This is a genomic window from Mesorhizobium sp. P2_B11 (assembly GCF_056404855.1).
On the sequence record NZ_JBFUDF010000011.1, the window covers coordinates 43,384 to 63,914 of the forward strand.

18 protein-coding genes are annotated in these 20,531 nt (G+C 65.4%); 11 read left to right on the forward strand and 7 right to left on the reverse strand.

Annotation, left to right across the window (positions count from 1 at the left end; translation table 11 throughout):
• Nucleotides 1-65 precede the first annotated feature (65 nt).
• Nucleotides 66-1,607 (forward strand): trimethylamine methyltransferase family protein, encoded by a 1,542-nt coding sequence (locus AC1DYJ_RS28875; RefSeq protein WP_477287357.1) that lies wholly within the window; start codon nt 66-68, stop codon nt 1,605-1,607.
• 4 nt (nt 1,608-1,611) lie between these two features.
• Nucleotides 1,612-3,102, forward strand: a complete 1,491-nt coding sequence (locus AC1DYJ_RS28880; protein WP_477287359.1) for an N-acyl-D-amino-acid deacylase family protein — start codon at nt 1,612-1,614, stop codon at nt 3,100-3,102.
• Here AC1DYJ_RS28880 and AC1DYJ_RS28885 read toward each other — a convergent pair.
• The 7 genes from AC1DYJ_RS28885 to AC1DYJ_RS28915 are packed head-to-tail and all read right to left on the reverse strand — an operon-like array spanning nt 3,087 to nt 10,202.
• Nucleotides 3,087-3,746, reverse strand: a complete 660-nt coding sequence (locus AC1DYJ_RS28885) for a cysteine hydrolase family protein (protein WP_477287361.1) — start codon at nt 3,744-3,746, stop codon at nt 3,087-3,089. The two genes, AC1DYJ_RS28880 and AC1DYJ_RS28885, sit on opposite strands and share 16 nt — an antisense overlap.
• Complete coding sequence (locus tag AC1DYJ_RS28890; RefSeq protein ID WP_477287363.1) at nt 3,743-5,020, reverse strand: Zn-dependent hydrolase; 1,278 nt, start codon at nt 5,018-5,020, stop codon at nt 3,743-3,745. Before AC1DYJ_RS28890 ends, AC1DYJ_RS28885 begins: the two co-directional genes overlap by 4 nt.
• Nucleotides 5,017-6,177: an NAD(P)/FAD-dependent oxidoreductase gene (locus AC1DYJ_RS28895; protein WP_477426330.1), complete on the reverse strand. Its 1,161-nt coding sequence runs from the start codon at nt 6,175-6,177 to the stop codon at nt 5,017-5,019. The genes AC1DYJ_RS28890 and AC1DYJ_RS28895 overlap by 4 nt, the downstream gene beginning before the upstream one ends.
• Entirely contained in the window at nt 6,174-7,493 is a 1,320-nt protein-coding gene (locus AC1DYJ_RS28900) for a Coenzyme F420 hydrogenase/dehydrogenase, beta subunit C-terminal domain (protein ID WP_477287367.1), read from the reverse strand. The genes AC1DYJ_RS28895 and AC1DYJ_RS28900 overlap by 4 nt, the downstream gene beginning before the upstream one ends.
• Entirely contained in the window at nt 7,486-8,412 is a 927-nt protein-coding gene (locus tag AC1DYJ_RS28905) for a nitrilase-related carbon-nitrogen hydrolase (protein WP_477287369.1), read from the reverse strand. Before AC1DYJ_RS28905 ends, AC1DYJ_RS28900 begins: the two co-directional genes overlap by 8 nt.
• Complete coding sequence (gene hydA, locus AC1DYJ_RS28910) at nt 8,397-9,827, reverse strand: dihydropyrimidinase (RefSeq protein ID WP_477287372.1); 1,431 nt, start codon at nt 9,825-9,827, stop codon at nt 8,397-8,399. Before hydA ends, AC1DYJ_RS28905 begins: the two co-directional genes overlap by 16 nt.
• Nucleotides 9,828-9,851: 24 nt before the next feature.
• The gene (locus tag AC1DYJ_RS28915) at nt 9,852-10,202 is read right to left on the reverse strand and encodes a RidA family protein (protein WP_181061031.1); all 351 of its coding nucleotides are present in this window, start codon (nt 10,200-10,202) and stop codon (nt 9,852-9,854) included.
• On the opposite strand from AC1DYJ_RS28915, the gene AC1DYJ_RS28920 reads away from it, so the two are divergent.
• The 9 genes from AC1DYJ_RS28920 (at nt 10,201) to AC1DYJ_RS28960 (ending at nt 20,514) form a co-directional block, all read left to right on the forward strand.
• Complete coding sequence (locus tag AC1DYJ_RS28920; RefSeq protein ID WP_477287374.1) at nt 10,201-10,392, forward strand: hypothetical protein; 192 nt, start codon at nt 10,201-10,203, stop codon at nt 10,390-10,392. The two genes, AC1DYJ_RS28915 and AC1DYJ_RS28920, sit on opposite strands and share 2 nt — an antisense overlap.
• Nucleotides 10,393-10,445: 53 nt before the next feature.
• On the forward strand, nt 10,446-11,693 hold the full coding sequence (locus AC1DYJ_RS28925; RefSeq protein ID WP_477287375.1) for an MFS transporter: 1,248 nt from the start codon (nt 10,446-10,448) through the stop codon (nt 11,691-11,693).
• 11 nt (nt 11,694-11,704) lie between these two features.
• Nucleotides 11,705-12,454 (forward strand): SDR family NAD(P)-dependent oxidoreductase, encoded by a 750-nt coding sequence (locus AC1DYJ_RS28930; protein ID WP_477287377.1) that lies wholly within the window; start codon nt 11,705-11,707, stop codon nt 12,452-12,454.
• A gap of 30 nt (nt 12,455-12,484) precedes the next feature.
• A complete protein-coding gene (locus tag AC1DYJ_RS28935) occupies nt 12,485-13,501 on the forward strand; it encodes an NAD-dependent epimerase/dehydratase family protein (RefSeq protein WP_477287379.1) in 1,017 nt (338 codons plus the stop codon).
• A gap of 11 nt (nt 13,502-13,512) precedes the next feature.
• Nucleotides 13,513-14,436: an allantoinase PuuE gene (locus AC1DYJ_RS28940; RefSeq protein ID WP_477287381.1), complete on the forward strand. Its 924-nt coding sequence runs from the start codon at nt 13,513-13,515 to the stop codon at nt 14,434-14,436.
• Nucleotides 14,437-14,438: 2 nt separating this feature from the next.
• Nucleotides 14,439-15,773, forward strand: coding sequence for a dihydroorotase (locus AC1DYJ_RS28945; RefSeq protein ID WP_477287383.1), 1,335 nt, complete (start codon nt 14,439-14,441; stop codon nt 15,771-15,773).
• Nucleotides 15,774-15,782: 9 nt separating this feature from the next.
• Entirely contained in the window at nt 15,783-16,556 is a 774-nt protein-coding gene (locus AC1DYJ_RS28950; RefSeq protein ID WP_477287385.1) for an SDR family NAD(P)-dependent oxidoreductase, read from the forward strand.
• 209 nt (nt 16,557-16,765) lie between these two features.
• Complete coding sequence (locus tag AC1DYJ_RS28955; protein WP_477287387.1) at nt 16,766-18,628, forward strand: ABC transporter ATP-binding protein; 1,863 nt, start codon at nt 16,766-16,768, stop codon at nt 18,626-18,628.
• Entirely contained in the window at nt 18,628-20,514 is a 1,887-nt protein-coding gene (locus AC1DYJ_RS28960; RefSeq protein WP_477287390.1) for an ABC transporter ATP-binding protein, read from the forward strand. The genes AC1DYJ_RS28955 and AC1DYJ_RS28960 overlap by 1 nt, the downstream gene beginning before the upstream one ends.
• Nucleotides 20,515-20,531 lie beyond the last annotated feature (17 nt).

A 20,531-nucleotide genomic window follows, 5' to 3' on the forward strand; every position in this document is an offset into this window, starting at 1 on the left:
AAAGTGTGAAGCGGTTTTCCGTCCGGAATTGCGTAACAACAAAGAGAGCCGAGGGGAACAAAGAAATGACGCAGGACAGGCGCGGCGGGGGGCGCAGATCGAAGATCGGACGCAGCGGCGGCGGCATCGCGCAGCTGCCCTGGCAGCATGTCGAGAACCCCTATCCGCCGATGCAGCTGCTGGACGAGGATCGAATGCAGCGTTTGCACGACACCTCGATGCGCATCCTGTCGGAACTCGGCATTCGCGTCATGAGCGACAAGGTGATGGATCTGTTCGCGGCCGCCGGCGCCATTGTCGACCGCGAGGAAAAGACCATCAGGATCGACGAGAGCCTGGTTACCGAAGCGCTGCGGGCGGTTCCGTCCTCCTTCACGCTGACCAGCCGCAATCCGCAAAAGCAGGTCCATCTCGGCGGCAATTCGCTGGTGTTCGGCCTGGTTGCCGGCCCACCCAATGTGCATGACCGCATCAATGGTCGCCGCCAGGGCAATCTGCCCGACTACCAGAACTTCATCCGGCTGGCGCACCACTTCAACGCCATCCACATCATCGGCAACCAGGTGGTGGCGCCGATGGAATTGCCGGCCAATGCGCGCCACCTCGACACCTATTACGCCAATCTGACGCTGAGCGATCTCTCCTTCCACTGCACGGCAATCGGCCGCGGCCGGGCGATGGACGGCATCAACATGATGGCGATCGCGCGCGGCATCAGCGTCGAGGAGATGCGGGCATCGCCCGGCGTCACGACGATCATCTCGATCAACTCGCCGCGCCTGTTCGACGACGCCATGGCCGAGGGCCTGATCGCCATGGCCGAACACGGCCAGCCGGTGACGGTCACACCGTTCACGCTGATGGGCGCGATGACGCCGGTGACGCTGGCGGCCGCGCTTTGCCAGCAGAACGCCGAAGCACTGTTCGGCGTGGTGCTGACGCAGCTGGTCAATCCGGGCACGCCGGTGATGTATGGCGCCTTCACCTCCAATGTCGACATGAAGTCGGGTGCACCGGCCTTCGGCACGCCGGAGAACGCCAAGGCCAACATCATCGCCGGGCAATTGGCGCGGCGCTACAATCTGCCCTACCGCACCTCCAATGCGAATGCCTCCAACGTCGTCGATCTGCAGGCCGCTTACGAAACCGAGATGGCGACCTGGGGCGCCGTGCTCGGCGGCGCCAATCTGATCTATCACGCGGCCGGCTGGCTCGAAGGCGGGCTGACGGCGTCCTACGAAAAGCTCGTGCTCGATGTCGAGATCCTGCAGAACATGATGGAGTTCCTGCGGCCGCTGCCGTTTCAGGAGGACGATCTCGGCTTCGAGGCGATCAAGTCGGTGCCGGCCGGCGGCCATTTCTTCGGCGCCGAGCATACGATGTCGCGCTACACCACCGCCTTCTACCAGCCGATGCTGTCCAACTGGCAGAACCATGGCGCCTGGGAGGAAGCCGGCGGCAAGGATGCGCTGGAGCGCGCCACCGAACTCTGGCAGCAGGCGCTGCACGATTACGAGGAACCGGTGATGGATCCCGCGATCCGCGAGGAGCTCGACGCCTATGTCGCGCGCCGCCGCGAGGAGATCGCGGCCAATCCGGACGGCTGACCCGGTGCCATACGATCTCGTCATCCGCCATGCGACGCTGATCTGCGGCGACGGTTCGGATCGTTTCGAGGCCGATCTCGCCATAGACGGCGACAGGATCGCCGCCATCGGCGATCTGGCCGATGCGCAAGGCAGGCAGGAGATCGACGCCGCCGGCAAGATCGTCGCCCCGGGTTTCATCGACGTGCACACGCATGATGACGGCGCGCTGCTGGCGCCCGACGGCATGGTGCCTAAGATCAGCCAGGGCGTGACGACGGTGATCGCCGGCAATTGCGGCATCAGCCTTGCGCCGCTGTTGCTGGACCGCGCACCGCCGCCGCCTTTCACGCTGGTCGGCGGCCAGGAGAACTTTCGCTTCGACCGTTTTGCCGACTATGTCGCTGAGCTGAAAGAGCGCGGCATCGCCACCAACGCCGCTTTGCTCGTCGGCCACACCACCTTGCGCCAGCGCTGCATGCCGGTGACGGACCGGCCGGCCAACGAGATGGAGACGGCGGCGATGCAGGAGGCGGTCGCTGAGGCGATGGCCGAGGGCGCGTTCGGGCTCAGCACCGGTCTCGACTATCCGCCGGCTGTGAAATCCTCGACTGAGGAAGTGAAGGCGCTGGCAGCGACGGCGGCAAGCCTCGGCGGGCCGTACGTCACCCACACGCGCAATTATTTCGAGACGATGGACGAGGCGATCGAGGAAGCCATCGACATTGCCGACCATGCCGGCGGCAAGCTGTTCATCTCGCACCATCAATGCACCGGTCGCGCCAATTTCGGCAAGAGTCGCCCTTCGCTGAAACGCATCGACCAGGCGCGCGAGACGATGGACATCGGCATGGATGTCTATCCCTATGCCGCGAGCTCGACCGTGCTTCGCCTGGAGCGCTGCGACACCGGACTGAAAATCCTCATCACCTGGTCCGACCCGCATCCCGAAATGGCGCGGCGCGAGATGGCCGACATTGCGCGGGAATGGAACTGCAGCGAGCGCGAGGCGGGTGAGCGCGTGCTGCCGGCAGGCGCGGTCTATTTTCAGCTCGACGAGACGGATGTCCAAAATATCATCGCGCATCCGCGCACGATGATCGGTTCGGACGGCCTGCCGCACGACATCCACCCACATCCGCGGCTGTGGGGCACGTTTCCGCGCGTGCTCGGCCACTATGCCAGGGATGTCGGCCTGTTCAGCCTGGAAGAGGCCGTGTTCCGGATGACCGGTCTGCCGGCGCGGGAGTTTGGCATCGCGCAGCGCGGCACGCTGGCGGTCGGCAATTTCGCCGATCTGACGATCTTCGATCCGCAGACAATCATCGACACCGCGACCTTCGAAGAGCCGCGCCGGCCTGCCGCCGGCATCGCGCATGTCTTTGTCAACGGTGTTTCCGTTTGGAGCGGCGGCAGAGCGACCGGGGCGTTGCCGGGTGCGGTGCTCAAACCCGCTGCTTCAAAACCGGTCGTCAGCGGCGCATGCGGCTGCGGTGCGGATCACAGCGCTTCGTAGAGGCCGTCGACCGTCTCCAGTGTGTAGACGAATTCGACCGGCCTTGTGTAGCGCCAACTCTCAAAACTATGGCCGGCGAGCGCCTTCACAGCCTCAGGCATGCGCAGGATGCCGCCGCCATAGAGACGGTTGGCCATGTCGAGCATGCCGGTGCGGTGCATGGCCTCGCTCATCGAGCCGCAGGCGTCCTTGACCAGCCAGACGCGAAAGCCCTGATAGACCGCATCGAACACGCTTTCGGTGACACAGCTGTCGGTGAGCACGCCGGTGATAACAAGGTTTTCGATTTTGAGATCGGCCAGCCGCTGCGAAAGGTCGGTGCGGCGAAAGGCGCTCGGCCAGTGCTTGTGGATGACGATGTCGCTGGGCAGCGCCGCCACTTCGGCGCAGATGTCGGCGCCCTCGCTGCCGGCCACCGCCGAGCGGAACTCCTCGGTCAGGATCTCCTCCTGCCTGGCGTAACCGTCGCGCTCCTCCGGCTTGACCCAGGCCTGCGCGTGGATGACCGGAATGCCGGCGGCGTGCGCGGCTTCGATCAGGCGGGCCGCATTGGCAAGCACCGCATCGTAGCCGACGACCGGCCAGGCTGCGCCGGGGCGATATTCGTTCTGCAGATCGATGACGAGCAAGGCGGCGTGGTTCATGGCTGGTCCTTGTCGAAATCGGTGACGAAGCGCAGGAGCAGACGGATCGCCTGATCGAGGTCGGCGATCTCCATCGCCTCATGCGGATTGTGGCTGCCATTTTCGTTGCGCACGAACAGCATGGCGGTTGGAATGTTGGCGCTGGCGAAGGTGGCGGCGTCGTGCCCTGCCCCGCTCGGCACATGCGGCGCCGGCATCCGCAGATCGGTGGCAGCGCGATCCAGTCTCGCGATCAAAGCTTGCGACATGGTCGCAGGCTCCCAGGTGAAACGCGGTCCGGCTTCGAAGGTGACGCCGCGCTTTGTGCCAACCTCGGCGAAGAGCGCGTGCAGCCGCGCCTCGATCCGCTCAAGGACAGCCGCCGCGGCGCTACGCACGTCGAGGGTGAAACCGAGTTCGCCGAGCACGCGACTGCCACCATGCTGCGTGGGGTCGGATTGCACGCGACCGAAGGTGATGGTGGCGTGGTGGCCGTCGTGCTCCAGCGCGTCCCATTCCGCTTCGAGGCCGGCGACAAGATCGGCAAAACCAAGCACGCTGTCGTGCCGGGCAAAGCGCGGCTCGGCGCCGGAATGGGCGTAGGCGCCGAAGCATTTGGCATCGACATAGCGGAAGCCGCCGGCAATGCCGGTGACAATGCCGACCGGCACGCCGGCGGCGACCAGGCGCGGTCCCTGCTCGATATGCACTTCGACGAAAGCGGCGATGCGGTCGGCGGCGATCCCCGGCACACCGCGCCGCACGGCGTCGGGATCAAAGCCTTCCTCGCGCATGTGATCGGCAAGGCTGCGGCCGCTGTCGGAACGCTTCGCATCGAGCGCTTGCGGCTCAAGCAGGCCGAGTGCCGCCTGGCTGCCGGGATAGGACAGCGGGAACCACACCGCCTCCTCCGCGCGCGTCACCAGCACGATCAGATCGCGCTGCAACTGGACACCTTGCCCGACCAACTCGGCCATCACCGCCAGCCCCGCCACGACACCGGCGGCGCCGTCGAAATTGCCGCCGTGCGGCACGCTGTCGAGATGCGAGCCGATGACGATCGCCGGCAGAGCCGGGTCGCGACCTCTCAGCGTCAGATAGAGATTGCCGGCGGCATCGACTCGCGCGATGGCGCCGAGTTTTTCCGCTTCCTCGCGCATGAGATCATGGGCAAAGCGCTCGCCGGGTCCGTAGGCTGTGCGGGTGACGCCCGGCGCATCGGTGGTGGCTTGCGCCAGCGTCTCCAGCAGGCGGCCAGCCAGGATGCCACCGGCCGTCAGTGAGGCATCGCTCATGAGGCAACCCGCGTGGATCGAGGTACGCGCAGCCGGTGCGGCGTGAGGTCCGCCAGCGACACGCCTTGCCGCGCGACATCATCCGGCATGCCGCCGCCGGCGATCAGGCTGGCGCAGACGCGCGAGAGTGCGGGCGAGGTCTTGATCCCATAGCCGCCCTGCCCGACCAGCCAGATGAAATCCGGCACCTCATCATCCGGGCCGACGACGGGCGAACCATCGGCGACAAACGTCCTGAGGCCGGCCCAGGAACGCGACACGCGTTGCACCTCGATGGTGGTGGCTTTTTCCAGACGCTCGGCGCCGATGGCGACATCGATGTCCTCGGCATAGGCGTCCATCGGCTCCGATGGCGTCGCATCGGCCGGCGAGACGAAGAGCTGCCCGGCATCCGGCTTGAAGTAGAATTCGGCGCCGACATCGTTGACCAGCGGCCAGTCCGCTATGTCGACGCCGGCGGGCGCCGGGATGTTGAAGGCGGTGCGGCGCTTCGGCAGCAGGCCGACCGGACGCACGCCGGCCATGACAGCGATCTCGTCGCCCCAGGCGCCGGCGGCATTGACGATCCGCGCTGCGAGGAAGGTTCCGGCCGATGTTTCCACCCGCCATTGGCCGCCTTGCCGGTCGATGGCTTTGACGCCGGCATTGGTGACGATCCGTGCGCCACGCGCACGGGCGCCTCGCAGAAAGCCCTGGTGCAGGCCGTTGACATCGATGTCCATCGAATGCGGTTCGATATAGGCGCCGGCGAGATAGTCGGCGCGCAGCACCGGAACACGACTGATCGCCTCGGCAGGGGTCATGGTGACGATGGAGGGAACCAGCGCCTGGGCGGCCTCCAGATCCTGCGCCAAAAGGTCGAGCTGATCGGCGCGCGCCACGGTGATCATGCCGCGCTTGCTGAGCAGCGGATAGTCGGAAAAGCCGGCCGGCGGTTCGGTCAGGAACGACCGGCTGGCCAGCACGATCCTGCGGATGACGCCGTTGCCGTAGTTTTCGGTAAAGCTTGCCGCCGAACGGCCGGTGGTGTGGTAGCCGCAATGGCTTTCCCGCTCAAGCAGCACCACCTTTGCGGAGCGGGAAATCTCGAAGGCGGCGCCGGCACCGGCCATGCCGCCGCCAATGACGATCACATCGGTTTCTTCAGGCACACTCATGGACATCCATCCCTAGCCATGGCTGTTTCGTTCAGGCGCGGCACAGCACGCGGTTCACCCAACCGCCCGCGTTTGGCTCGGTCGCGGGCGCCGCGGCCCTCGGCGAGGTTGTCGGCCAGCGTGTTCTGCCGGGCGCAATCGTCCAGGGCAAGATCGGTCACGACAGGCACCGGCTTGCCGGCAATCTCGATGCCTTTCAGCCGCGCCCAGACCGCGCGGCGCTTGCGCGTCTGGTGCGATTGCAACTCGCCGAGTTCGGCAAAGCTGCTCTCGCGCTTGATCGCCAGCGCACCGGCGGCGACCGCCGCATCGAACAGTTCGAGGCCACGCGGGGTGCGCACGATGATGCCGTTGAGGGCTTCGTCATCGACCGCCGGCCCGCCATTCAGCCAGGCATCGGACGCGACGATGTCGGCGACCTGGCCGATGGCGTCGGGACAGATCTTGCAGCGCGGCTGGATCATCCATTTGTCCTCGTCTTCCCACAGCTGCCGGTAGCTGAGCTGGAAGGCGCGGCCGTCCCTGGTCTCGATCCGGTTTGGGCCGGGATTGCCGTAACCGCGGTAGCGGAACAGCGCGAGCTCTCCTTCGGCGAGGCCGAAGCGTTGCAGCACCTGCTCGGATTTCGACAGGTCCGAAGCACCGCCGCAGACGAAAGCGAGCGCATAGCTCATATATTTGTCGACGCGCGGATCGTGCCGCGCCAGATTGCGCACGGCGGTGATGTCGCAAGGCTTGGCGATCAGTGCGAAAGGTTCGCTGCGTGCGAGCATTTCAGTGAAATCCTCGAGTGGCGCGACCGGACCGTAGCGAGAGCCGGCGCCTTCGAGAACCGAGGCGGCGTCAAAACTCAGGCGCCGCTCGCTGCGCATCGGCGCGGTCCGAGATGTCGAGACGTGCAGGACGAAGTTGACGCGGCCGGAGGTCAGCAGGAACTGGCCGAGTGCCGTCAGCACACCGCCGCTCGATGCCTGGAAGCGCACAGTCGGGTCGCCGGCATAGCCGAGGCTGACCCGCTCGGCCGGCCCCCACACCGTGTCTGTCAGCGTTGCGGCATCTGTCTGCGCCTGCGGTGGCCCGGCGATGCGCGTTCCTGGGCAGACGGCGTTGATCCGCGTCAGGGTCGAATGGCTGAGCGCCTTGCGGGCGACCGGCCGCAGGCGCCCTTCCGGCGTCATGACCATCTCGACTTCTGCCGGACCGGCGAGCGACCGGCAAAGCCCGCAACCGATGCACAGCCCGTTCTCGACGATCTCATCGATCGATAGCGGCGGCGCGATGGACGCGGCGGATGGAACGCGACCGAGGTCAGACATGGGAACCGGCAGGCTCGCTGATGAGGCGGTACTGATCCGGGCGACGGTAGAGCGCGAAGTCGAAATTCACCTTCCGGCAGGTGGCGATGAGATCGAGATCGGCGCGATGGATTATGACCTCGTCGCCGAGCGAAATCGCCTGCGCCGCGATCTCGCCGGTCGGTGCGATGATGCAGGAGCCGCCGATCAGCGCCTGGCCGTCTTCAAGGCCGGCCTTGGCGGCAGCGGCCACCCAGAGCGTGTTCTGGTAGGCGCCGGCCTGCATCGGCAGATGGTTGTGGAACATTCTGAGATGCGCCAGCGCCGGCGCCTCGTCGAGCAGCAGCGGCGTGTTGTAGCCGAGCACCGCCACCTCCGCGCCGTTGAGGCAGAGCATGCGATAGGTCTCCGGCCAGCGGCGGTCGTTGCAGATCGCCATGCCGACACGGACGCCGCGATAGTCGAAGACCGGAAAGCCGAGATTGCCCGGTTCGAAATAGCGCCGCTCCAGATGCGTGGTGGTGCCTTCCTCCGGCTCGGCCGAGCCCGGCACATGCATCTTGCGGTAGCGGCCGACGAAGTGCCCGTCCGGGCCGACGAGGTCCATGGTGTTGAAATGGCGCGTGCGGCCATCTTCCTGCGCGAGTTCGCAATAGCCGAGCGCAAAGCCGATCTTGAGGCGCGCGGCGGCATCGTAGAGGCGCTGCGTCTCTGGCCCCGGCATCGCGCTTTCGAAGAACGCGTCGATCTCGGCCTGATCGTCGATGCGCCAGCGCGGGAAGAAGGTGGTCAGCGCCATCTCGGGAAAGACGGCGATCTCAGCGCCGGCGGCGGCGGATTGCTCCAGCAAATGGACGAGGCGACCGACGGTTTCGGCACGCGTTGCGCTGCGCTGGATCGGCCCGGTCTGGCAGACCGCAATGGTCAGGCATCGAGCCATGGCGTCGTCTCCTCGACTGGTTTTCCCGAGCGGGCCGGGTCGGCGGCGCTGCGCTCGACGAATTGTCCGAAGCCCGGCTTTGCCTTCAGCACGCCATCGGCGATCACCGGCACGCCGCGCACCAGGACGGTGGTCGGCTTGCCGGTCACGCTCCTGCCCTCATAGGGCGTGAAGTCGACGCGCGAATGCAAAGCGGCGTGGCCGAGCGTCCAGGTCGCTTCGGGATCCCACAACGCCAGGTCGGCATCGAGGCCGACCGCTATGCGGCCTTTGCGATCGGCGAGGCCATAGATCGCGGCGGCATTGCGCGAGGTGAGATCGAGATAGCGCTCGAGCGTCAGGCGACCGGTCAAAAGCCCCTCAGAGAACAGCAGCGGCAGACGGGTCTCGATGCCGGGAATGCCGCTCAGCGTGGTGGTGAAACCGGGCGTCTGCGACCTGCCGATCTTGTCGGCGAAGTAATAGGGCGAATGGTCGGACGACCAGAGATCGATGCCGCCATCGATCAGCGCCTGCCACAGATGTTCGTGGCTGCGCGGCGAACGCGGCGGCGGCGAGAAGACGAAACGCGCCGCGTCGAGTGCCGGGCGGTCGAGATCGGTGCCACTGATGAAGAGATATTGCGGGCAGGTCTCGGCGATGGCGTCGACACCGCGCGTCTTCGCGCGTGCCACCTCTTCGGCCGACTGCCAGGACGAGACATGAACGATGGTCATGCGCGCGCCGGTCATTTCGGCGAAGGCGAGCGCGCGATGTGTTGCCTCGCGCTCCATGGTCTCGCTGTGGGCGACGACATGGTAGCGTATGTCGGTGCGGCCGAGATCGATCAGCCGCTGGCGCGTGCGCCTGATCGCGGCATCATTCTCGGCATGGACCATGACGATCCAGCCCAGCGTATGCGCCGTGTCGAGCACCTTGAAGAACAGGTCGTCGTCGACGGCAAAGCCCTGATAGGTCATGAACAGTTTCACCGAGGCGATGCCGCGGCCGGCAAGCGCGGTAAGCTGCCGCTCGACATCGGCGCCGGTGCCCATCGTCACCACGGCATGCAGCCCGTAGTCGATCACCGCACGGCCCGCGGCGCGATCGAGCGCCCGATCGATGGCGCCGACGGTCGACATATCCGGACCTGGCATGCCGAACGGGACGATGCAGGTGGTGCCGCCAAAGGCGGCCGAGATGGAGCCGGACTCGAAATCGTCGGCATTGCCCGCCCCACCCCACACGGGCTGGTCGAGGTGGCAATGGGCGTCGATTCCGCCCGGCATGACCCAGCGTTTGCTGGCGTCGATCAGCGTGTGGCCGGAAAGGCCGGTGCCGATGGCTGCGATGCGACCGTCATCGATGGCGACATCGCACTCAGCCCAACCGTCGTCGAGCGCAACGCGTCCGCCTGTGATGACCAGTTCATGCATCCGGTTTGCCCACCCCAATCGGCCTCAGCCGACAGCCGCCGTCACCATGATCTCGACGCGATACTGGTCGCCGGCAAGGCGCGCCTCCACCGTGGCCCGCACCGGCATGGCGCTGCGGTCGATCCAGGCGTCCCAGGCCGTGTTCATCATCTCAAAATCGGCGATGTCGCGCAGCCAGATCTGGGCGCTGAGGATTTTGCTCTTGTCGCTGCCGGCCTTGGCCAGAAGGGCATCGATCTTGGCCAGGATCTGCTTGGTTTGCGAGGTGGTGTCGCCGGAGAGGTCGTCCGCCGTCAGGCCCGCGACATAGACGGTGCCGTTGTAGCGCAGCACCCGGCAAAAGCGTTGGCCGTTTTCAAGACGCTCGATCGTCATGGAATTCCTCCCTGCTGCTTTCGATCAGGCAGCTCGCGATGTCGGTGACTTGCCTATGGTATGGACGGCACAAAACCGCTGTAAAGCCCTGCCGGCGGCCCAGATGCCGCTTTCCATCATCGGCATGGCCAAAAAAATCAAAGCCATAGCCGTATCTATCTTCGTTTGCAGCAATTGCTGCCGCGTGTAGCCTCTCGCTCAGGGTGGCGTCGGTGTCGGCGCGGCCAGGGGAGCAGCGCAGCCATGAGGTCGATCGCCCAATCCGCGATGCGGCTATGGCAAAACGCCGAGCGCTCGCGCGCCTTGCTGCCGATCATGACCGGTATCTGTCTCGCCTGCATCGGCAGCGCCATGCTGACCACCGCCGTCTCGCTTCACCTCGGCAAGCCCGGCATTTCGCCTGATGTCGTCCAGATCGTGCTTACCGCCTATCCCGTCGGTTTTTTCGTCGGCTGCCTGGTGACGCGCCCGGCGGTCGCCCATTACGGCCATGAGCGCACCTTCATGGGTGTCCTTGTGCTGGCGCTGCTGGCTGCAGCGGGTTTCGTCTTCACCGATTTCCTGCCGAGCTGGATCTGCTTTCGCCTGCTCGGCGGGTTGTCGATGGCGTCGCTGTTCGTCGTCTGCGAGAGCTGGATCAACCTCTATGCCGAGCAGCACAATCGCGGCGCGATGTTCTCGATCTACATGCTGACGACGGCGATCGCGGTGCTGCTCGGACAACTCCTCGTCGCGCTGGTCGGACCGCAATCGCCGCATCTGTTCCCGGTCGCTGCGGCGACGGTGCTGCTGGCGCTGGTGTCCAAATTCATCGGCGGGCGCTGGCCCGCCTTGCCTGCCTCTCCTGCGGAGCCGGATCATGCGAATGCGCCCGTCAAACGCCTCGGCCCACTGGCGCTGTTCCGGCTGGCCCCGGTGACGGTGGTCGCCATCTTCCAGGGCGGCATCACCAACATGAACATCTTCGTGCTGACGCCGATCTACGGCACCCAGATCGGGCTGTCAGCGGGGACAACGGTCGGGCTCGTCACCACCGTCAGCATTGCCGGCATGCTGGCGCAGACGCCCGTCGGCTGGCTGTCGGACCGGTTTGAAAGGCGGCTCATCCTGCTGGCGCAAGGCCTGCTGTCGGTCGTGCTGTGCGCCACAATCGCCTGGCTCGGCAATTTCTCCGAGCCGCTGCTGTTCGTGCTGTTCTTCCTCTACGGCGCCACGGCGCTGACGATCTATCCCGTAGCGATGGCGTTCGGCGCCTCGCAGTTGCACAGCCGGCACATGGTCGGCGCCTCCGGCACGCTGCTCTTGCTCTATTCGATCGGCAATGTGGCGACTCCAGGCGTTTCCGCCGGCCTGATGGCGCATATGGGCGCGCCGGCGATGTTCCTGCTGCTGGGCGGCGGCGCGGTGCTGGTGACGCTTGCCGCCTGCTACAATCTGCTGCGCCGACCGGTCTCGGCGAAGATCGTGCAGACCGTCGAGGAGCGCGTTTGATGACGACCGCCATGAGCCGACTGCAAGACAACGTCATCCTGATCGCGGGCGCGGCAAGCGGCATCGGTGCGGCGATCGCCAAGCGGTGCATAGCCGAGGGCGCCAAGGTGGTCTGCGCCGACTACGATCTCGAACCTGCAAGCCAGCTTGCTGACACACTTGGCCCTTCGGCTGCCGCCTACCAATGCGACGTGACAGATAGCGGTTCCGCTCAAGCCGCCGTCGAATTTGCGCGACTGAAATTCGGCAGACTGGATGGGCTGGTGCACAATGCCGCCGCACCGTCGACCAGCGCCACCGTCGTCGATCTCGACGAGAGCGCATGGCGGCGCGAGATCGATGTCGGCCTGACCGGCGCCTTCCTGATGAGCAAGTTCTCGGTGCCGCTGATCGCGGCAAGCGGCGGCGGCTCGGTCGTGTTCATCGGCTCGCAGTTCGGTCGCGTCGCTACCACCAGGGCTGTCGCCTATTGCGCCGCCAAGGCCGGGCTCATCCACCTCGCCAAGGCCATGGCGGTCGACCACGCGCCTGAGAAGGTGCGCGTCAACAGCCTGTCGCCGGGCGCGGTGGCGACGACGCGGCTGCTGCGCCGCTTCAGAGATTTCGAGGCGGCCAATGCCACGCTCGGACCGGCGCATCTGCTTGGCCGGATCGGCGAGCCGGAGGAGATCGCGGCGGCAGCGGCCTTCTTGCTGTCATCGGACGCATCCTTCGTCACCGGCTCGGACATGCTCGTGGATGGCGGCTATGCGACGCGCTGAATTCTTCCGATCGATTTCAAAGGAGTTCCCATGACGCTTCTCGTCACCGGCGGCACCGGCTTTGTCATGAGCGTGGTTGCGCGTGAATGGCTGGATCGCGACCCCCACGCCCGCGCCGTGATCCTCGACCGCTCAGGGCTTGATGCGATCGCGGAAAAATTCTTCGCGCCGGTGCGCGATCGTCTTACCGTGCTCACCGCCGACATACTGGATCCCACGCAATGGGCGGCGACGCTCGACGCGCATGGCATCACCGCAATCGTCCATGGCGCGACGGTGACGCCAAACTCGCGGCCGAGCGACCCAAGCCAGCCGCCCGAAGCCAACGATCCGGCTACCATCGTCGACGTCAATCTGATGGGCACGGTGCGGATGCTGGAATGGGCGCGCAGCCGCCCCGGCATCAAGCGCTTCGTCTATGTCAGCTCGGGTTCGGTCTATCGCCACAACGGGCCGGACTGGAGCGGCGAGCCGCTACCCGAGGATGGCTATGTCGCGCCGCTGACGCTCTACGGCATCTCGAAATTCGCCGCCGAAATGGTCACCAACCGCTATGCCGATCTGTTCGGCCTGTCGGCCATCTCGGTCAGGCTGTCGTCGGTCTACGGGCCGATGGACCGCGTCACCGGCAGCCGCAATGTGCGCCATTTGCCGAACCGCATCGCGCATATGGCGCTCAGCAACGAAACGATCCGGCCGAACAGCCTCGAGCCGCTCGGCGACTATGTGCTGTCGAGCGACGTCGCCAAGGCGATCATGGCGCTGCTCGATGCCGGGACCTTGCGCTACCGCCACTACAATATCGGCAGCGGCGGCACGCAGACGGTCGGCGACTTCGTCGGCTGGGCCGCCGAGCGCTTCCCCGGCCTGAAGAGCGCAGTCAGCCCGCAAGAGACGGCGAACATTACCATGAACGCGGCGCTGAAGACGGGCATGTGGGGCGAATACGATCTTGCGCGTATCGAGCGCGATACGGACTGGCGGCCGACGCCGGCGAGGCAGGCTTTCCACGATTACATCGACTGGATCGCCGCCAACGAAGTTTGAGGAGCAGAGCGATGCCGACCGATTTTCAGCAACCGCGCGACTTCGTCGGCTACGGTCCGAACCCGCCCTTCATGACCTGGCCGGGCGACGTCAAGCTCGCCATCAACCTCGTGCTCAACTACGAAGAGGGCTCTGAATATTCCTGGCTCGAGGATGGCCGCAACGACAATTGGGGCGAGTACAATCTCACCTCCAGCCCGCTGGTGCGCGACCTCGGCACCGAGACCCATTTCGAATATGGCAGCCGCGCCGGCGTCTGGCGCCTAGCGCGGCTGTTCGACCGCTACGACATTCCGGTCACCTTTTCCGCCTGCGCCGCGGCGCTGGAGCGCAACCCGCCCTTGGTCGAGTGGATGAAGAGCCGCCGGCATGACGTGATGGGCCACGGGCTGCGCTGGATCGACTACACGACGATGGAGCGCAGCGAGGAGGAGCGCCATCTGCACGAAGCGATCGCGCTCTATGAGAAGCTGCTCGGCAAGCGTCCGCTCGGCTGGAACTGCCGCTCGCTGCCCAGCGTCAACACACGCGACCTGTTGGTCAAGGAAGGCGGGTTTCTCTACCATTCCGACCCCTGCAACGACGACCTGCCCTATTTCGTCGACCATCAGGGAACGGAAATCCTGGTCGTGCCCTATTCCAAGACGCTCAACGACAGCCGCTATCTCGTCGCACCCGGCTACAGCAATCCGCGCGACTTCGCGCAGGATTGCCGCTCGGCCATCGACTACATGCTCGACGAAGCCGACGAGACCGGCGGCCGCATGCTCACCATCGGCATCCATGCGCGCTGGATGGGTCAGCCCAACCGTGCCTCCGGCCTGCGCGAAGTGATCGAGCATGTGAAGTCGAAACCGGCCGCCGCCTTCATGCGGCGCGAGGACATCGCCCGCTTCTGGCTGGAAAACCATACCAGCTTCGAGCGGCGCGGCTGAGCATGTTCGAGACGCTGATCAGGGGCGCGACAATCGTCAATGCCGACAGGCAGGAGCCGCGCGATGTCGGCATTGCCGGCGGCCGCATCGCGGCGCTGATCACACCCGGCGGAGCAGCTGAAGCCGCGACGGTGCTGGATGCTTCCGGTTGCCTCCTCCTGCCCGGCCTGGTCGACGCGCATGCGCATCTGCGGCAGCCCGGCCTGACGCACAAGGAAGACTTTTCATCGGGCACGCATGCGGCAGCCCTTGGTGGCGTGACGACGGTGCTCGACATGCCGACCGACGAGCCATGGACGGCCAGCGCCGAAGAGCTCGCCGACAAGATGGCGATGGCGACAGGCCGTCTCCATGTCGATGTCGGTTTCCAGGCGGTGGTCAGCCGCGATTTGTCGCGCATTGCCGGCCTGCTCGCGCTCGCGCCAGTGTCGTTCGAATTGTTCACCGCCGATGTGCCCGAGGCCTTCCTGTTTCGCAATTTCGACGCGGTTGCCGAGGCGCTCAGGCATTTCGGCCATGCCGACACGCTGATCGGCATTTCGCCGGGCGACCAGTCGATGCTAACCGGCGCCAATGAGCGCAACAAGACGGGGACCATCGCAGCCTTTCTCGACAGCAGGCCACCGCTTGCGGAAGCCGGCGGCGTTGCGCGCGCGGTGCTTGCCGCCGCCGCGACAGGGGCGCGCATCCACGTCCGGCAGATCAACTCGGAACCGGGCGTCGAAGCCTGGAGCCGGTTGCGCGACAGGGCGGACGCCAGCGTCGAGACCACGCCGCAGAACCTGTTCTTCAGCGCCGAGGATTACGAGACGCAAGGCGCCAGGCTGAAGGGCTCACCACCGTTGCGGTCGCGGCAGGATGTCGAAGCCTTGCGCGCGGCGCTGAAGGGTGGGCTGATCGACATCGTCGCCACCGACCACGCGCCGCATGCGCCGGCCGAAAAGGCGGCAAGCTACACCGCTTTCGCCGATATCCCCGGCGGCATGCCCGGACTGCAGACGCTGCTGCAGGTGATGCTGAAGCTCGTCGACGAGGGACTGATCACGCATGCCGACGTGGTGCGCATGTGTGCGCGCAATCCGGCCGAGCGTTTCGGGCTCGGCCGGCGCAAGGGACGCATCGCCACCGGCTACGACGCCGACCTGCTGATCGTCGATCCGCGCCTGTCCAGTTCCATCTCGGACGCCGAGCAGGTCTCCCGCGCGGCTTACACGCCGTTCGACGGCTGGAGCGTGAAGGCGCGGCTGACCAATGTGTTTCTGCGCGGGCGAGAGATCGTGCGCGATCAGGTGCTGATTGGTTCGGGGCAAGGCAAGGTCGTGCGCCGGGAACATTGAGGAAAAGAAATGCCCCTGCTCGATAACAAGGTTGCGATCGTCACCGGAGGAAGCTCCGGCATCGGCCGTGCCATCGCCCTGAAGTTCGCGGCCGAAGGCGCAGCCATCGTCATTGCCGACACCGTCGAACTGCCGATCGAGGGCGGCGAGAGCACCGTCGCCCTGATCCAGTCGAGCGGCGGGACGGCGATGCATGTCGCGACCGACATTTCGGATTGGAATGCGGTCGATGCACTGGTCGGCGCGACGGTGGCGCGGTTCGGTCGGCTCGACGTAATGGTCAACAATGCGGCCATCTACACCAGCACCAATCTGGTCGAGACCACACCTGAACAATGGAACCGCGTGATCGGCGTCAATCTGACCGGCTTCTTCCACTGCTCGAAGCGCGGCGTCATACAGATGCTGACCCAGGCGCCGGTCAACGAGGTTCGCGGCCGCATCATCAACATTTCCTCGCAGCATGGCATGGTCGCCTGCCCCGGCGATTTTCCCTATTCGGTGAGCAAGGGCGCGATCGTGCAGATGACGCGGCAGATCGCTGTCGACCATGCCGACGATTTGATCGTCTGCAATGCGATTGCGCCGGGCAAGATCATCACGGGCAAGCCGGGCGTCGCCAACGACCCCGACGCGCTCGCCTATTCACACAGCCGCACGCCCTGGCCGCGGCTCGGTACACCGAACGATGTGGCGGGTGCCGCGCTGTTCCTTGCCAGCGACATGGCAAGCTACATCACCGGCATCAATCTGATGGTGGATGGCGGCTGGATGGCGGGCTGATCGTGCGGGACAAGCCCTCGTAATGCGCCATAAGCCAAACCTGCAATCTTAGCCTCAGCTGATATGGTCATGCGCCACCCCTCAGGCACAGTGCGATGCCGTCATTGGCCCTTGAATGGTCAAAATGGAGGCGTACCATCGCGGCATCTGAAACTGAGTCTGCTTTCATTCGTCCGGGCTAATGTCCGGATCGGGTTGGATATTTTTCCTTGAATACGGATGCAACCAGCGGCGCGGCCAAGCGCGGCAAATCATTTGCCCATGTGGCGGAGGCTTCCTGGGGCAAGGGCCTCAGCACGCTGCTGCGCATCGTGCGCATGACGCTGCGCCACCCGTGGCAGGTGGCGATCACCATCGTCTCGACCTTTATCGCCGCGACGCTGCAGCTGTTCATCCCGCGCCTGCTCGGCCACGCCATCGACCAGGCGCAAGGCGTGATGCAAGCCGGCGGCGGTGCAGCGGCGGAACAGGCGCTGTGGACCACGGCGATCACGCTGCTCGTCGTCAGCATCCTGCGCGGCCTGTTCACCATGGCGCAGAACTATTATGGCGAGGCCGTCGGTCACCGCACCGGCTATGAGCTGCGGCTCGCCTTCTACGAGAAGATCCAGCGGCTGAGTTTTTCCTTCCATGACAGGGTGCACACCGGCGACCTGATCACGCTCGGCCTGCTCGACCTCGACGGCGTGCGCATGTTCTTTTCCACCGGCATACTGCGCGTCGTGCTGCTCGGCGTGCTGATCGGCGTCGGCTCGTACCTGCTGATCAGCACCGATCTCGAGCTCGGGCTCTTGAGCCTGAGTTTCGTGCCGTTCGTCGCCTGGCGCTCCTCGGTCACCCAGCTCAGGCTGCGCAGCACCTGGCTGACGCTGCAGGAGCGGCTGTCGGTGCTGAGCCGGGTGATGGACGAGAATCTCGGCGGCATCCGCGTCGTGCGCGCCTTCGCCGCGCAGCTGCACGAGCTCGCCAAGTTCGACCGCGCCAAGCTTTCGGCGCTGGAACTCGCCAATGAGCGCGTCGACATCCGCGTCTCCAACACCAGCGCCATGAATTTCTCCTTCCTGGCGGCCATGGGCCTGGTGCTCTGGTTCGGCGGCCAGAAGGTGATTGCGGGCGAGATCAGCGTCGGCACGCTGGCGCAGTTCCTCACCTTCATGACCATCCTGCAGATGCCGGTGCGCCAGCTCGGCCTGATGGTCAACTCGTTCGCCCGGGCGTCCACCTGCGGCACCAGGCTGTTCGAACTGCTCGACGCCGAACTCGACATCCAGGATGCGCCCGGCGCCAAGGACCTCGTCGTCACTGACGGCGTGCTGCGCTTCGACAATGTCAGCTTCCGCTATGCGGGTGCGGGCGGGCGGGCGGCGCTGTCGGGCATTTCCTTCGAGGCCAGGTCGGGCGAAACCGTCGGCATTGTCGGTCCGCCGGGCAGTGGCAAGTCGACCATCGCGCATCTGATCCCGCGCTTCTATGACGTGACGTCGGGCGCGATCACGATCGACGGGCAGGATATCCGTAAGGTGACCCTGCAGTCGCTGCGCAAGGCGGTCGGCGTCGTGCAGCAGGACGCGTTCCTGTTCACCACCTCGATCGAAAACAACATCGCCTATGGCAATCCGTGGGCGCGCGAGACGCGCATCGGCCAGGCCGCCGAGTATGCCCAACTGCACAATTACATCATCGGCCTTCCGGCCGGCTACACCACCGTCGTCGGCGAGCGTGGCGCCTCGCTCTCCGGTGGCCAGCGGCAGCGCCTGACCATCGCCCGCACCCTGATGCTGCGGCCTACGGTTCTGGTGTTCGACGATTCCACCGCGGCCGTCGACGCCGGCACCGAGCAGCGGATCCGTACCGCCATGAAGCGCTTCGCCAAAGACCGGGTGACGCTGATCATCTCGCACCGGCTGAGCTCGCTGATGCATGCCGACCAGATCCTGTTCGTCGAGAACGGCCGCATCGCCGAGCGCGGCACGCATCAGGAACTGCTGGCGCTCGGTGGACGCTATCGCGCGCTCTACGACCTGCAACTGCGGCCGGACGACGACCTGCCGGTGGCCGTGGGAGCTGCATGATGTCGACACAGAACGACGACGAGAAGGAAGACACCAGCGGCCGGCCGACAAAGGCCGTCGTCGGCTCGCATCGCGACGAGGAAGAGGTCTTCGGCAAGGCCTACGATCCGCGCATCGTGCGCCGCATCTGGAGCTTTGTGAAACCGTATCAGGGCCGGATCTTCATCTCGGTCGCCGCGGTGCTGGTGTTCACGCTGACGCAGCTGGCGATCCCGCTGGTCATCCGCTACGCCATCGACCACGGCATGGCCGCAGGCAAGGCCGACCGCTCGGTGATGAACTGGGCGATCGGCACCTTCGCGTTGATCATCCTGATCAACTATGGCGCCAGCTATGTGCAGGAAAGCGTCGTCGGCAAGGTGGCCGAAAATGTGCTGTCGGATCTGCGCCGCGCCATGTTCAGCCATCTGCAGCGCGTCTCATTGAGCTTCATGGACAAGACCGAAGTGGGACGGCTGATGTCGCGCCTGCAGGGCGACGTCAATTCGATGCAGGAGTTCCTCGAGACCTCGGTGATGTCGGTTGGCGACATCGTGCTGTTGTTCGGCATCGTCACCGTTCTTTTGTGGCTCGATTTCCGCCTCGGCCTGCTGACGCTGTCGACCATGCCGGCGCTGTTCATCGTGCGCCTGTTCTGGCTGCCGCGCGCCAAGGTCGCCTTCATGGCCGCGCATGAAACCAATTCGATCGCCAACGGGGCGCTCGCCGAAGGCATCCATGGCGTGCGCACGGTGCAGAGCCTGGAGCGCCAGCACGTCAATTTCGACCTCTATGACGAGAAAGTGCTGGCCAATCTGAGGACGCATCTGACCTCGGCAAAGTACGCGCAGGTGATGGTGCCGATCGTCGATACGCTGACCGGCATCGCCATGGCGACGGTCATTGTCGTCGGTGGCTCGATGGTGCTGTCGCACAGCCTCGACATCGGCGTCATGGTGGCGTTCCTGTTCTACATCCAGCGCTTCTTCGATCCGATCCGCTCGCTCACCATGCAATACTCAGTCATGCAGCGCGCCATGGCCTCGGGCCAGCGCATCTCCGAGGTGCTGGACGTGCCGGTCGACGTCAGCGACAGGCAAGACGCGGTTGCGCTGACGCGCGACATGGACGGCTCGGTCGAATTCAGGAGCGTCACCTTCGGCTACCGGCAGAACCAGCCGGTGCTGAAAAACGTCTCGTTCCGCGTCAATCCGGGCGAGACGGTTGCGCTGGTCGGCCCGACCGGTTCGGGCAAGTCGAGCTGCATGGCGCTGGTGCACCGCTTCTACGATGTGTGGAAAGGCGAGGTGCTGGTCGGCGGCCACGATGTCCGCGACGTGACGCAGGACTCGCTCGGCGACCAGGTTGCCATGGTGCTGCAGGAGCCGTTCCTGTTTTCGGGAACGGTGCTGGAAAACATCCGCTACCACAAGACGGGGGCCACCCGCGACGAAGTGGTGCGCGCGGCACAGGCCGTCGGTGCGCACGACTTCATCGAGCATCTGCCCGACGGCTACGACACCGAGCTCGAGCAGCGCGGCGGCAATCTTTCGCTCGGCCAGCGCCAGCTGATCAGCTTTGCCCGCGCGCTGGTGGCGGACGCCAAGATCCTTGTGCTCGACGAGGCTACGGCCAGCATCGATTCCTACACCGAGATGCTGATCCAGAAGGCGCTGGTCACGCTGCTGGAAGGCCGCACCGGGCTGGTCATCGCCCACCGACTGGCGACCATCCGCGGCGCCGACCGCATCATCGTGCTGCAAAACGGCGAGATCGTCGAAAGCGGCAATCACGACCAGCTGATGGCAGCCAAGGGTCTCTACGCGCGGCTCTACAACATGAACTACGCCTCGTTCGACGACATTGCCGAAGAAGACACAGCCGCGCCGGCCGGCAAGGCGACGTGAACTGCCGGCCTGACTGC

Coding starts and splice junctions, on each gene's coding strand:
- AC1DYJ_RS28875 (WP_477287357.1), top strand. CDS start 66: ATGACGCAGGACAGGCGCGGCGGGGGGCGCAGATCGAAGATCGGACGC.
- AC1DYJ_RS28885 (WP_477287361.1), bottom strand. CDS start 3,746: ATGAACCACGCCGCCTTGCTCGTCATCGATCTGCAGAACGAATATCGC.
- AC1DYJ_RS28890 (WP_477287363.1), bottom strand. CDS start 5,020: ATGAGCGATGCCTCACTGACGGCCGGTGGCATCCTGGCTGGCCGCCTG.
- AC1DYJ_RS28895 (WP_477426330.1), bottom strand. CDS start 6,177: ATGAGTGTGCCTGAAGAAACCGATGTGATCGTCATTGGCGGCGGCATG.
- AC1DYJ_RS28900 (WP_477287367.1), bottom strand. CDS start 7,493: ATGTCTGACCTCGGTCGCGTTCCATCCGCCGCGTCCATCGCGCCGCCG.
- AC1DYJ_RS28905 (WP_477287369.1), bottom strand. CDS start 8,412: ATGGCTCGATGCCTGACCATTGCGGTCTGCCAGACCGGGCCGATCCAG.
- hydA (WP_477287372.1), bottom strand. CDS start 9,827: ATGCATGAACTGGTCATCACAGGCGGACGCGTTGCGCTCGACGACGGT.
- AC1DYJ_RS28920 (WP_477287374.1), top strand. CDS start 10,201: ATGGAATTCCTCCCTGCTGCTTTCGATCAGGCAGCTCGCGATGTCGGT.
- AC1DYJ_RS28915 (WP_181061031.1), bottom strand. CDS start 10,202: ATGACGATCGAGCGTCTTGAAAACGGCCAACGCTTTTGCCGGGTGCTG.
- AC1DYJ_RS28925 (WP_477287375.1), top strand. CDS start 10,446: ATGAGGTCGATCGCCCAATCCGCGATGCGGCTATGGCAAAACGCCGAG.
- AC1DYJ_RS28930 (WP_477287377.1), top strand. CDS start 11,705: ATGAGCCGACTGCAAGACAACGTCATCCTGATCGCGGGCGCGGCAAGC.
- AC1DYJ_RS28935 (WP_477287379.1), top strand. CDS start 12,485: ATGACGCTTCTCGTCACCGGCGGCACCGGCTTTGTCATGAGCGTGGTT.
- AC1DYJ_RS28940 (WP_477287381.1), top strand. CDS start 13,513: ATGCCGACCGATTTTCAGCAACCGCGCGACTTCGTCGGCTACGGTCCG.
- AC1DYJ_RS28945 (WP_477287383.1), top strand. CDS start 14,439: ATGTTCGAGACGCTGATCAGGGGCGCGACAATCGTCAATGCCGACAGG.
- AC1DYJ_RS28950 (WP_477287385.1), top strand. CDS start 15,783: ATGCCCCTGCTCGATAACAAGGTTGCGATCGTCACCGGAGGAAGCTCC.
- AC1DYJ_RS28960 (WP_477287390.1), top strand. CDS start 18,628: ATGTCGACACAGAACGACGACGAGAAGGAAGACACCAGCGGCCGGCCG.